Raw genomic sequence first — 12,338 nt, 5'->3', positions numbered from 1 at the left:
GTGGCTCCAGAAGAAATCAGGGTTGATCAGGGGCGAGAGGGCGCGCAGGTTGTGGGGGTGCCACAGGCGACGCCACATCAATCGCATAGAAACGCAGGGCGTTATCGCACATCATCGCATGTTGCTGGTTTGCCGGCAGGTGGCCCAGCATGCCGGCCACACTGCCAACCAGGTCCGGATAGTTTATGCGCAGGCCCGCAACCGGAAAGTTGCTGGCGAACATGCAGCGCTGCCAGCCGAAAATGGCAACCGTCTCGCGCACAATGCGCGCGTTTTCGTGCCAGTCCCAAGGCTGGTCGCGCAGGCCGAACTCGGAGAGCTTGACGTGTACGTTTTCCTGCCGGGCCAGCGTTTCCATCCAGCCGCGCCAGCGCGTTAGGCCTTCTTCGCTGCGGTCCCAGGCAAAACCGTGGTGGTTCAGGGCGATGGGTACATTCGGAAACATCGCTGCCACGGCCGCCGCCTCGGGCAAGTGCCAGGCGGGCACGCGCAGGTCCCATCGCAGGCCATATTTCTCCAGCAACGAAAAGCCGCGCAGCCAGTTTTCGTGTTGCATGGTGCCCGCCTGCCCTTTGACGCTTTGGTCCGCTGCGGCAGATGTGACGGGTTTGCTGCGGATGCCGCGCACCAGCGGAAACTGCGACTGCGCAAGGAGGCATTCCCCGCTATCAGGCCGGTCAAACCAGGCGTGCGCCACGATGGCATTCGGAAACCCGTGCCTGGCGTGGACCTCATGCAGCCATGCGGTTTCGGCAACCTGCTCAATGCGGCTGCGCTCGGCTTCCACATGCACGGTTGCCACCACGTCGCAAGGCCCTACGGCGGCCCGGTAGTCCGTTGCGAGGAAGTCCCGGCAAATCGGCCGGTAGTCGCCGAGGAAGAAGGCGCCAGGATCGTACGCTTCCTGCAACCAGGGGTAGTGGCCTTTCGACAGGTCCCACAGGTGGTGGTGTGCGTCGACGACGGGCCCTGTAAGCGCCTTCACAGGTGCGGGCCGTAAGGTGGGCGATGTGCCTGTGCTCTTCATGAACCGGGAGTGGATGCAGACCTTGCCGAATCAATGCCGCCAGACGTAGGACGAATCAGGCTCACGCAGCGTCCTGATTTCCTGCTCGAACGCAAAGCTGTCCAGGTTGAGGCGGCGCACCGTCTCGTCCTGAAATGAGATATAGACCGCGCGGTCCACCGGGTGAAACGACAAGGCCAGCGGGTTGCTGGGCAAGGCAAAGCAGCGCTGCTCCTGCAGGTCCAGGCCGAACACCGACAGCGAATGCTCGCCTGAGTTGGTGGTGAGCAGCAAGTCCTGGCCATGCGCACCCTGGAAACGGTAGACCCGGTTGGGGTCGCGCCGTGTCTTGCCCGACGCCACGACTTTCATGCTGGCCGTGTCGACCGCGACGATGGTGTCGTCGCCCCGGTTGGCCACGTACAGCAGCGACTCATCAGCCGACAGCACATTGCCTTCGGGCACGGGGCCGGGCATCATCGCGACCGGTGCGAAGGTCGGATCATTCGGCTTGATTTTGGTGACGGTGTTCGACAGCAGGTTCAGCGCATACGCCGTCTGTGCATCTTTCGTCAGCGCAAACAGGTGCGTTTTGTAGCCGCCCGAAGACACAGCCAGGTCCGGCACACGCACTGTTGCCGGGTCCGAGAAGCGCAGCAACACGTTGTGCGCCTCAGACATCACAAACAGGCGGCCCTGGCCGTCCACTGTCAGGCCGTGCGGCCGAAAATACGGCCAGAGGTCCAGTGTGGCCACATGCTCGCGTTTGCCCAGGTCAATCACAAAGACCGAATGCCCGCCTGCGTCTCCCAGATGGCTGGCGGTTTCGATGCCATAGTGGCCCACGTAAGCAAGCCGGCGCACCGGGTCCACCGTGAACTCGTGCGGAAAGTTGGGCAAGACGATGTGTTCTTCCGCCTGGCCAGTGGCCAGGTCGTAAAAGCTGAAGGTATGGGCGCATTTCTGCACCAGCAAGAGTGTTTCCCGAAGGGGCATGGGTGTCCTGAAGATGGGGGAGCCTGAAAGGAAACGAAGAGAGAGAAAGCGTGAAAGCGTGAAGGGGCCGGCCAAAGCCGTTTACCTGCCCCAGCGTAGCACCAGCGGGTCCACCCGCTGCGCGGTGGCGATCAACCCCTTGCGAACCTCAGGGTGCATGGCGGGAAACGGATGGCGCGGCGCCTCGCAGGCGATCACACCGCCTTCCTTCATCAAGGCCTTGGCAGTCAAAATACCGCCCTGGCGGTTTTCATGGTTGATCAGCGGCAACCAGCGGGTGTATTCGGCGATGGCTTCATCCCGCTTGCCGGCGACCCAAGCATCCATGATTTTGCGAATGCCGTCCGGATAGCCGCCACCTGTCATCGCACCGGTGGCGCCGGCTTCCAGGTCGGGCAGCAGGGTAATGGCTTCTTCGCCGTCCCACGGGCCTTCAATCGCGTCGCCGCCCAGCCGGATCAACTCACGCAGCTTGGAGGCTGCACCCGGCGTTTCGATCTTGAAGTAAGCGACATTGGGGATCTCTTTGGCCATGCGTGCCAGGAAGGTTGCCGACAGCGCGGTGCCGCTGACGGGTGCGTCCTGGACCATGATGGGAATGTCAATGGCGGCCGACAGCGCGGCGAAGAATTCGTAAATCTTTTCTTCCGTCATGCGGATGGTGGCGCCGTGGTAGGGCGGCATCACCATGACCATGGCTGCGCCCAGGTCCTGCGCGCGGCGGCTGCGTTCGGCGCACACCCGGGTGCCGAAATGCGTGGTGGTCACAATCACCGGCACGCGGCCTGCCACGTGCTTGAGGATGGTGGCGGTGAGGGCTTCGCGCTCATCATCGGACAGCACGAATTGCTCGGAGAAGTTGGCAAGGATGCACAGGCCCGTCGAGCCCGCATCAATCATGAAGTCAACGCAGCGCTTCTGGCTTTGCAGATCAAGCTCGCCCGCATCGGTGAAGGTGGTGGGTACCACCGGAAACACGCCGGAGTATCTTGCTTTCATGCAGCTCATTCGACGATGTTGAAGTCTTTGAGGAACTCGGTCTTCATCGTCAGGCCCAGGCCGGGCTTGTTGTCGTCGAGCTGCAGGAAACCGTTCTCCGCCACGGGTTCACCGTCAAAGATGTAATAGAAGAGCTCGTTGCCGACTTCCACGTCGAACATCGGAAAATACTCGCTCATGGGCGAGGCGAGGGTGCTCATGGTCAGGTGGTAGTTGTGCATCTGCCCGGCGTGTGGAATCACCGGCACGCTATAGGCCTCGCACAACGCATTGATCTTGTGCGCCGCCGTGATGCCACCCACGCGGTTGGTGTCGTACTGCACGACCGACACTGCTTTTCTATCCAGCAGCTGTTTGAAGCCGTAGAGGCTGAACTCATGCTCCCCGCCGGAAATGGGGATGCTGGTGAGCTGGTTCAGTTCGGCATAGCCGTCGATGTCGTCGGCGATCACGGGCTCTTCGAGCCAGCGCAACTGAAATTTCTCGAGCTTGGGCAACATGCGCTTGGCGTATTCGAGGTTCCAGCCCATGTAGCACTCCATCATCAGGTCGTTGTCGTAGCCGATGACTTCGCGGATCGCTTCGACAGCTTTGAGGTTTTCAGAAACGCCCTTGGTGCCATGCGCCGGGCCGTAGCCAAAGCGCGACTTGAACATGGTGAAGCCCTGGTCCAGGTATTTTTGCGCTTCGTCCTGCATGGCCTTGATGTCGGTGCGGTAGAGCTTGGAGTAGTAGCAGGGAATCTTTTCCTTGGTGCGGCCGCCCAGCAGCTTGAACACCGGCTTGTTCACTGACTTGCCCAGGATGTCCCAGATCGCCAGGTCCACCGCCGAGATCGCGGCCATGGTCACGCCCTTGCGGCCCCAGGCGTGGGTGCTGCGGTACATGCGCTGCCACAGGTATTCATAGTCCCAGGGGTCCTGGCCCAGCACCAGCGGCGTGAGGTACTGGTCGATGATGGCTTTGGCGATGTGCGGCGCCAGCGCCACGTTGCCCAGGCCGACGATGCCGTCGTCGGTTTCAATCTCGACCACAGTCCACGAGTGGAAGCGGAAGGTGCTCATGGATTCTGTCTTTGAGTAGACCAGGTCCATGGCATTGGAGCAGAAATTGCCTTGGGGTGGAACGGTCTTGCCTTTCCACTCGAATACACGTGCGCGAACTGATTTGATTTTCATTTAAAGGTCCTGTGTGAGATGAATCTTTCGAGCCCTCCACTGGAAGGGGAGGGTTGGGGTGGGGTGAGCCGTATTACTCCCTTTGGGGAGGCGCCGCCAGGCGCCCTCCCATGCGGCAGGCGATGCGAAAAGCATTGAGCGTGGCGTTGACATCGGCCACGCCCTGGCCGGCGATGTCATACGCGGTGCCATGCGCCGGCGTGGTGATGGGCACCGGCAGGCCACCTTGTACGGTGACGCCCTTGCTGAAGCCCATGAGCTTGATGGCGATCTGGCCCTGGTCGTGGTACATGGTGACGATGGCTTGGTACTGGCCAGCCTGCGCCTTCAAAAAGATGGTGTCGGCTGGAAAGGGGCCGTCCACCGGAATCCCGTTGACCCGAAGCTCTGCCACCGCCGGTTCGATGATGTCGATTTCTTCGCGTCCGCAAACACCGCCGTCACCGCCATGCGGGTTGAAAGCTGCCACCGCTACTTTGGGGCTGTTGTTGCCGCTGGCCTTGAGCGATGCGTGGATCAGCCGGGTTGCGTCCATGATGCGTTCCTTGCTGAGCATGGCTGCGGCGTCTTTCAGCGGAATGTGGGAGGACACACGTGCCGTCCACAAATCGCCCAGCGTGTTGAACTCGCAGAAGTAGCCGGTCACGCCCAGGTATTCGGCAAAGTGGTGCAGCTCGTCTTCGTGCTTCAGGCCGCCCAGTTTCATGGCCTGCTTGTTCAGGGGGGCGAAGCAGATGGCATCGACCTCGCCGCATTTGGCACCATCCATGCAGAGGTTGAGCACCTGCAGCACCGCCGCGCCGCAGGCGGCCTGCGCCTGGCTGCGCTGTACTTGCGCTGGCTGAATCGTGTCTGTGGCCAGGAAGGCCGGCAGGCGTGTGTCGGCACGCCCGCGCACCTCGGCCAGGCTGGCCACGGCTTGCGTTGCAACCTTCTGTTGGGCAATGTCCTGGCCTTGCTGCCAGAGCCAGGCATCACCCACCAGCACGATGTTGGCGCCCGCCGTGATGCCGGGCTGGCTCAGCAGCCGGGCAATCAGCTCGGGGCCTATGCCGGCCGCGTCGCCCAGTGTCAGGGCGACGACAGGCATCGGTTCTGTTGTCTGCTGTTTGCTCATGGCGTCTTTTCCTTGTTCTGGATCATCCGGCTCAGTCCAGCTTGATGTTTTTCTTGGCGATCAGGTCGCCATAGCGCTTGTTCTCGTCATTGTGAAATTGCGCGAACTGCGCCTGCGTCATCGGCGTCAGGTCCGCGCCGATGGCGCCCAGGCGGGTTTGTGTTTCGGGCATGGCCAGGACCTTGGTGACCTCGGCGTAGACACGCTCCTGCACCGCCTTGGGCGTGGCTGCCGGCATGTAGATACCGTACCAGGCACTCATCTCGACACCCTTCACGCCGGCTTCGGCCATGGTGGGCACGTTGGGAAGCTGCGGGTTGCGTTTGGCGCTGGCCACCGCCAACGGTTTGATGCGGCCGTTCTTGATCTGGCCGATCACCGAGGGCATGGTGTCAAAGCTCAGCTGCACCTGCCCGCCGACGAGGTCGATCAGCGCCGGGCCGCTGCCGCGGTAGGGGATGTGCGTGATGAAAACGCCGGCCTGGTCCTTGAAGAGTTCGGCCGCGATGTGTTGCGTGCTGCCCGAGCCGCTGGTGGCGTAGTTGAGCTGGCCGGGTTTTGATTTGGCCAGCTTGATGAGCGACTGCACCGAATCTACCGGCAGGGCGTTGTTGACCACCAGCACATTGGGCACCGCGCCGACAAACACCACGGGCACCAGGTCCCTGTTGTTGTCGTAGCCGAGTTTCAGCAGGTGCGGGGCAATTGCATGCGCGGTCGAAACACCCATCAGCAGGGTATGGCCGTCGGTCGCCTTGGCCGTCAGGTCGGCCGCCAGCGTGTTGGAGGCGCCGGGGCGATTCTCAACCACCACCGGTTGTTTGAGCAGGGGGCCCAGCCGGTCTGCGACCGCGCGGGCCATGGCGTCGGTGCCGCCGCCGGGGGCCGAGCCCACCAGAATGCGCACGGGCTTGGTCGGCCAGTCTTGTGCAAATAGCGGGGCATGGGCGGCAAACGTGCACGCCGCTGCCAGCAAGGCAGGCAAATATTTCATGGTTGTCTCCGTCATCGTTATGAATCAATGCGGTGATGGTAGGGAAGACAACAGTTAACGTAAATTGAAAATCCATGATTATTTGATAATCTATGGTTATCAATCGAATTGGCCACCCTACATGCCCAACGCCTCACTGATTCCCCAGCTTCTCAACCGCCTGCGCATGCGGCAGGTGGCCCTCATCCTGGCTGTAGGCGAACACGGTACCTTGCGCAAAGCCTCCGCGGAACTGGGCATGACACAGCCGGCCGCCACCAAGATGATCCAGGAGCTGGAGTCCGCGCTGGGCCAGCGCCTGTTCGAGCGGGTGGGGCGCGGGCAAAAGCTCACGCCGGCCGGCGCCAGCGTGCTGCGTTATTTCCGCGGCATGCGCGGTTCGGTCGAGTCCATGACGCGTGAACTGGCCGAACTGCAGCTGGGGAGCTCGGGTCGGGTGTCGGTCGGCAGCATCATGGCGCCTTCGCCGAATTTGCTCACGCACGCGATCATCGCGCTGAAAAAAGCCTACCCGCTGCTGTCGGTCGACGTCATGCTGGACACCAGCGACCGGCTGTTCGAGCTGCTGCGCGAAGGCGTGCTCGACGTTGCCATTGGGCGCATCCGCGACGAGCACCGGGCTGACTACGCCTTCACCCCGCTTGAAAACGAGGCGCTGGCGGTGGTGGCGGGGGTGCACCATCCGCTGGGGCAAAAGAAGGTGGTGAAGTTTGCCAGCCTGCTGGGCTACCCGTGGATACTGCAGCCCAAAGGCAGCCCGATGCGCGAGGTGCTGGAGCAGGAGTTCCGCATGCTGCAGGCGCCCACGCCCAAGGGCCTGATCGAAACCGCGTCCATCCTCACCACGACCAACCTGATTGCCGCAACCGACATGGTGGGCGTCATGCCGCAGTCGATTGCCGAGAACTACGCCCGGCACGGCCTGCTCAAGATCCTGCCCTGCTTTATCCAGCACAAGATGGAAGCGTTTGGTTCCATTACCCGCAAGGACAGGCCGATGAGCGACGCGGCGCGGTTTTTCCTGGCGGCGCTGCATGGGCGAGAGGCTACAGGTAAGCCTTCGGCCTAGGTATTGACGTTGTGGATGCTATTGTTTTGATAGCTGCTCGCGCTGGGTATGTAAGGGCTACAGCCTCTTTTCTTTTGAAAAATTCAAGAATATTCTTCATGCCGCCAGCGTGATTTTTGCCGGGAATTAATAAAGAAATCCGGCTCCTGCCCAATGAGAACAAGCGCGAGCAGCTATCAAAACAATAGCAAATCGGGAGACGCCCGGGCTATTTTGAGGCCTGCCAGCCGCCGCCCAGCGACTGGATCAATGCTACCGCGGTGGTTTGGCGGTCAGCCATGGCTTGCACCAGTGCCCGGCGCGCGCTCAGCGCGGTGGCCTGGGCGGTAATGACTTCTGTGTAACCCACCTGGCCGCTGCGGTAGCGGTTGAGCACCTGCTGCTCCACCTGGTCGGCCGCCTGCGACGCCTGGCGGCGCAGCTCTTGCTGGGTCAGCAGCACGCGGGTTGCCGACAGCTGGTCTTCCACGTCCTGGAAGGCGGCCAGCACGGCCTGGCGGTAGCGCGCCACTGCCTGCTGGTGGGATGCCTCGGCGCCCTCCACGCGGGCGCCGGTAGCCCCGGCGTTGAAGAGCACTTGCGCGGCCGAGATGCCGATGGACCAGACGCTGCTGGAAGCCTTGAAGAGGTCCGCCACCCGGCTGGCGCCCTGGCCCGCCGATGCGCTCAGCGACAGGCTGGGGTAGTAGGCGCTTTTGGCGATGCCGATCTGTTCATTGGCAGAGGCCACGCGGCGTTCGGCGGCGGCGATGTCGGGGCGGCGCTGCAGCAGCTCGGACGGTATGCCGACAGGCACGTCAGGCACCGAAGGGTTCCAGGCTACAGGGGCAATCGAAAAATTGCCGGGTGCTTCGCCGACCAGCACCGCGATGGCGTGCTCCAGCTGGGCGCGCTGGCGCACCAGGCCGGCGTCGTCGGCCTGCGCGTTGGCGAGCTGTGTTTGCGCCTGCAGCACATCGGTTTTGGCCGCGATGCCGGCGTTGTAGCGGTTCTGCGTGATGTCCAGCGCGCGCTTGTAGCCGTCAATGGTGTCCTTGAGCAGCACCTTTTGCGCGTCTGTCTGGCGCAAGGACAAATAGTTGGTCGCCAGTTCACCCTGCGCCGACAGTTTGGCTGAAGCCAGGTCGGCGGCGCTGGCCTGTTCGCTGGCTTTCGCGCTGTCCACGGTGCGGCCCAGACGGCCCCATACGTCGGGCTCCCAGCTGCCGCCAATGCTGAGCTGGTAGTTGTTGCCCACGCGGCCGCCGAGGGTGTTGCCCGTCGTGCTGCTACTGCTGCTACTGCTGCCGGAACGGCTGGCATTGCCGTTCAGCGAAACCGTGGGAAACAGTGACGCCCGCTGCTCGCGCACCAGGGCGCGCGCCTGCGCGTAAGCTGCAACGGCCACTGCCACGTTCTGGTTGGACACCTCCACACGCGATGCCAGCTGGTCCAGCACAGGGTCCTTGAACAGTGACCACCAGGGGCCGCGTTCCAGCGAATCGGCGGGCGCCGCCGCGACCCAGCCTTGCGCCTCCTTGTAGTTGCTCACGTCAACCGTGGCCGGGCGCTGGTAGTCGGGACCGACTGCGCAGCCGCCGACGGCAAGTGCCAGCGCAGCGCACAGCAGGCGACGCTGAAAGCGTGAGCGGTATGCGAAGTGGGCATTGATTAAGTGGTTCATGGCGTTGTCAGTCATTGCAGTTGGAGCGGGGCGCCGGGCGGCGTCGCATCGGGCTCATCCGGGTGGCGGCTCAGGTGGCGCTCGGAAGGGCTGCGCCGGCGCAGCTTGTCCATCAGCACATAGACCACCGGCGTGGTGAGCAATGTCAGCAACTGGCTGGCGATCAGCCCGCCGATGATGGCGATGCCCAGCGGGCGGCGCAGCTCGGCGCCTTCGCCAAAGCCGATGGCCAGCGGCAGCGCGCCCAGAATGGCGGCCAGCGTGGTCATCAGGATGGGGCGAAAGCGCAGCAGGCAGGCTTCGCGCACGGCCTCAATCGCGGAAAGGCCACGCGCCCGCTCGGCTTCCAGCGCGAAGTCGATGATCAGGATGGCGTTCTTCTTGACGATGCCGATCAGCAGGAACAGGCCGATCAGCGCGATGATGGAAAAATCCAGCTTGAACAGCAGCAAGGCCAGCACAGCGCCCACGCCGGCCGAGGGCAGGGTGGACAACACCGTGATGGGATGCACCAGGCTTTCGTACAGGATGCCCAGCACAATGTAGATGACCACCAGCGCCGCCAGGATCAGCAGCGGCTGCTCGTTTTGCGATTGCTGCGCATTGAGCGCCGTGCCGGAAAAACTGCCGCGCACGTTGTTGGGCAGCCGGATGTCGGCTTCCGCCTGGTGCACCGCGGCCTGGCCGTCGCTCAGCGTGCTGCCATCGGCGAGGTTGTAGGAAACCGTGGTGGAAAGCTCGCCGTCTTCGTGGCTGACCGAAGCGGCGGTGGGGTTTTCGCTGAAGGTGGCAATGGCCGACAGGGGCACCATGGTGCTGGCCGAGGCGCTCAGGACCTGGCCCGACGAAGAGTCGCGCAGGGATGGGTTGGCCACCGTGGTACCGGTGGCCACCGTGGCTGCAGCCGGGGTGCCGGTGCTGCCGGTGCTGTTGGCTGTGCTGCCTCCAGCTCCCTTGGCCGGCACGTAGATATCTTTCAGCGACTCGGGGCTGCGGGTGTAGCGCGGCGCCACTTCCATGATCACGTGGTACTGGTTGAGCTCGGCGTATATCGTGGCTACCTGGCGCTGGCCGAAGCCGTCATAGAGCGCGTTGTCCACATCGCGTGAGCTGATGCCCATGCGTGCTGCGCTTTCCTTGTCCACGGTGACCATGGTTTCCACGCCGTTTTCCTGCTGGTCGGTGTCCACGTCGGTCAGGGCGGGCTGCAGTTTCATCTGGTCGGCCAGGCGTGTGGCCCATACACGCAAGTCGGCTGCGTTGTCGCTTTTGAGCGTGTACTGGTAGGTCGAATTGGTCTGGCGGCCACCGCCGCGCAGGTCTTGCACGGGGTTCAGGAAAAGGCTGACCCCGGTCACCCGCGCCAGCTGCGGGCGCAGCCTCGCAATCACGGCCTGGCCGGCCACGTCGCGTTGCCCCACCGGTTTGAGGTTGATGAACATGAATCCCCCGCCCGCGCGGGAACCACCGGTAAAGCCCACCACCGTGTCCACGGCCGGGTCGGCGCGGATGATGTCGACCAGCTGCTTGAGCTTGGCCTGGAGGGCCTGAAATGAGATGCTGCGGTCGGCACGCAGGCCGCCGTTGATCTGCCCGGTGTCCTGTTGCGGAAAGAAGCCTTTCGGCGCCTTCACAAAGAGAAAACCGTTGAGCCCGACCACCGCCACCAAAATCAGCATCACCAGCAACTTGCTGTGCAGGGCCCAGTCCAGGCTTACTTCGTAGCTGCGGTGCACGCGGTTGAAGGCACGCTCGAACCAGCGCCCCACAAAAGCAAAACGCCCGGGCTTCTTCTCGTGCGCGTCAGGCCTCAGAAGCCAGGCGCACATCATGGGGGTGGTGGTCAGCGAGATGACTAGCGAGATCATCACCGCAGCAGACAGCGTGACCGCGAATTCGCGGAACAGCCGGCCCACCTGTCCGCCCATGAAGAGCAGTGGTATGAACACGGCCACCAGCGACAGGCTGATCGACAGCACGGTGAAACCGACCTCGCGCGCACCCAGCAACGCGGCCTTGAAACGGTCCATGCCGGCCTCGATGTGCCGGCTGGTGTTTTCCAGCACCACGATGGCGTCGTCCACCACAAAACCCGTGGCCACGGTGAGTGCCATCAGGCTCAGGTTGTTGAGGGAAAACCCAAGCATGTACATCACGCCGAACGTACCCAGCAAGGAGACGACAGTGGCCACGGCCGGGATGATGGTGGCACGGGCGCTGCGCAGGAAGGCGCTGACCACCAGCACCACCAGTACGATGGAAATCAGCAGCGTGACTTCGATCTCGTGCAGCGAGGCACGGATGGAGTTGGTGCTGTCGGATGCCACCTGCAACTGCACGTCCTGCGGCAAGGCAGCCTGCAACTCGGGAATCAGGGCGCGCACGCCGTCGACAGTGGCAATCACGTTGGCATCGGGCTGGCGCGTGACCAGCACGATCACCGCCGGCTCGCCGTTAAAAAGGCCGAGCGTGTTGATGTTCTCCACGCCGTCCTGCACCTCGGCCACGTCCTGCAGCCGGATGGCGGCATTGTTGCGCCAGGCTACGACGAGATTGCGGTAGTCGACGGCCTTGAGCCCGCCGCTGGCGGTGTTGGAGCCTGAGTAAATCTGGAAGCGCTGGCCGTTGCCTTCGATCGCGCCCTTGGGCCGGTTGGCGTTCGACGCCTGCAGGGCCGCACGCACATCTTCCATGGCTACGCCATAGCGGTTGAGTGCAAACGGCAGCAGCTCTACACGCACCGCCGGCAACGAGCCGCCGCCGAGTTCCACATCGCCGACACCCGGCACCTGGGCAATTTTTTGCTGCACGAGGTTGGAGACCTCGTCGTAGATCTGGCCCGGTGAGCGCGTCTTGGACGTGAGCGCCAGGATGATGACCGGCGCCGAAGCCGGGTTGGCTTTGCGGTAGGTCGGGTTGCTGCGCAGCGTGGCCGGCAGGTCGGCGCGCGAGGCGTTGATGGCGGCCTGCACCTCGCGCGCTGCCGCGTCGATCTTGCGGTTCAGGTCAAATTGCAGGCTGACGCGGGTTGAACCGTTGCTGCTGTTGGACGTCATCTCATTGACGCCCGCGATCACGCCGAGGCGCCGCTCCAGTGGCGTCGCCACACTGCTGGCCATGGTGGAAGGACTGGCCCCCGGCAACGAGGCGCTGACCGAGATCACCGGGAAATCCACTTGCGGCAGCGGTGAGACCGGCAAGACGAAGAATGCGGCGATGCCTGCGAGGGCCAGGCCTATGGTGAGGAGGACGGTGGCTACCGGGCGGCGGACGAAGGGTTCGGAGAGGTTCATGGCGTGGCTCCCACGCTGGCCGT

General features: G+C 63.3%; 9 protein-coding genes. 1 reads left to right on the top strand and 8 read right to left on the bottom strand.

What is annotated here, in order from left to right:
• Positions 1-16: 16 nt before the first annotated feature.
• The 6 genes from AC1DYR_RS11325 to AC1DYR_RS11300 all read right to left on the bottom strand — a co-directional run bounded on the left by AC1DYR_RS11325 (position 17) and on the right by AC1DYR_RS11300 (position 6,290).
• A complete protein-coding gene (locus tag AC1DYR_RS11325) occupies positions 17-1,027 on the bottom strand; it encodes an amidohydrolase family protein (RefSeq protein WP_477705187.1) in 1,011 nt (336 codons plus the stop codon).
• Between the two features lie 30 nt (positions 1,028-1,057).
• The gene (locus AC1DYR_RS11320) at positions 1,058-2,002 is read right to left on the bottom strand and encodes a YncE family protein (RefSeq protein WP_477705186.1); all 945 of its coding nucleotides are present in this window, start codon (positions 2,000-2,002) and stop codon (positions 1,058-1,060) included.
• 81 nt (positions 2,003-2,083) lie between these two features.
• Complete coding sequence (locus AC1DYR_RS11315) at positions 2,084-3,001, bottom strand: dihydrodipicolinate synthase family protein (RefSeq protein WP_477705185.1); 918 nt, start codon at positions 2,999-3,001, stop codon at positions 2,084-2,086.
• Between the two features lie 5 nt (positions 3,002-3,006).
• Complete coding sequence (locus AC1DYR_RS11310; protein WP_477705184.1) at positions 3,007-4,179, bottom strand: L-rhamnonate dehydratase; 1,173 nt, start codon at positions 4,177-4,179, stop codon at positions 3,007-3,009.
• A gap of 73 nt (positions 4,180-4,252) precedes the next feature.
• Positions 4,253-5,296: a 4-hydroxythreonine-4-phosphate dehydrogenase PdxA gene (locus tag AC1DYR_RS11305; RefSeq protein WP_477705183.1), complete on the bottom strand. Its 1,044-nt coding sequence runs from the start codon at positions 5,294-5,296 to the stop codon at positions 4,253-4,255.
• A 31-nt stretch (positions 5,297-5,327) separates the two neighbouring features.
• Positions 5,328-6,290 carry a Bug family tripartite tricarboxylate transporter substrate binding protein gene (locus AC1DYR_RS11300; RefSeq protein ID WP_477705182.1) on the bottom strand — a complete coding sequence of 321 codons (963 nt, stop codon included), beginning with the start codon at positions 6,288-6,290 and terminating at the stop codon, positions 5,328-5,330.
• Between the two features lie 121 nt (positions 6,291-6,411).
• Here AC1DYR_RS11300 and AC1DYR_RS11295 point away from each other — a divergent pair, with 121 nt between their 5' ends.
• On the top strand, positions 6,412-7,359 hold the full coding sequence (locus tag AC1DYR_RS11295; RefSeq protein ID WP_477705181.1) for a LysR family transcriptional regulator: 948 nt from the start codon (positions 6,412-6,414) through the stop codon (positions 7,357-7,359).
• 208 nt (positions 7,360-7,567) lie between these two features.
• Here AC1DYR_RS11295 and AC1DYR_RS11290 read toward each other — a convergent pair whose 3' ends face one another.
• On the bottom strand, positions 7,568-9,022 hold the full coding sequence (locus tag AC1DYR_RS11290; protein WP_477705180.1) for an efflux transporter outer membrane subunit: 1,455 nt from the start codon (positions 9,020-9,022) through the stop codon (positions 7,568-7,570).
• 11 nt (positions 9,023-9,033) lie between these two features.
• On the bottom strand, positions 9,034-12,315 hold the full coding sequence (locus tag AC1DYR_RS11285; protein ID WP_477705179.1) for an efflux RND transporter permease subunit: 3,282 nt from the start codon (positions 12,313-12,315) through the stop codon (positions 9,034-9,036).
• Between the last annotated feature and the right edge of the window lie 23 nt (positions 12,316-12,338).

The organism is Polaromonas sp. P1_F9, from assembly GCF_056405615.1.
Note: the sequence above shows the minus strand (reverse complement) of the source record. Positions and strands in the feature narration are given on the sequence as shown.

Bases quoted from the DNA above. Each gene is read 5' to 3' on its own strand.
- AC1DYR_RS11325 (WP_477705187.1), bottom strand. From the start codon at position 1,027: ATGAAGAGCACAGGCACATCGCCCACCTTACGGCCCGCACCTGTGAAG.
- AC1DYR_RS11320 (WP_477705186.1), bottom strand. From the start codon at position 2,002: ATGCCCCTTCGGGAAACACTCTTGCTGGTGCAGAAATGCGCCCATACC.
- AC1DYR_RS11315 (WP_477705185.1), bottom strand. From the start codon at position 3,001: ATGAAAGCAAGATACTCCGGCGTGTTTCCGGTGGTACCCACCACCTTC.
- AC1DYR_RS11310 (WP_477705184.1), bottom strand. From the start codon at position 4,179: ATGAAAATCAAATCAGTTCGCGCACGTGTATTCGAGTGGAAAGGCAAG.
- AC1DYR_RS11305 (WP_477705183.1), bottom strand. From the start codon at position 5,296: ATGAGCAAACAGCAGACAACAGAACCGATGCCTGTCGTCGCCCTGACA.
- AC1DYR_RS11300 (WP_477705182.1), bottom strand. From the start codon at position 6,290: ATGAAATATTTGCCTGCCTTGCTGGCAGCGGCGTGCACGTTTGCCGCC.
- AC1DYR_RS11295 (WP_477705181.1), top strand. From the start codon at position 6,412: ATGCCCAACGCCTCACTGATTCCCCAGCTTCTCAACCGCCTGCGCATG.
- AC1DYR_RS11290 (WP_477705180.1), bottom strand. From the start codon at position 9,022: ATGAACCACTTAATCAATGCCCACTTCGCATACCGCTCACGCTTTCAG.
- AC1DYR_RS11285 (WP_477705179.1), bottom strand. From the start codon at position 12,315: ATGAACCTCTCCGAACCCTTCGTCCGCCGCCCGGTAGCCACCGTCCTC.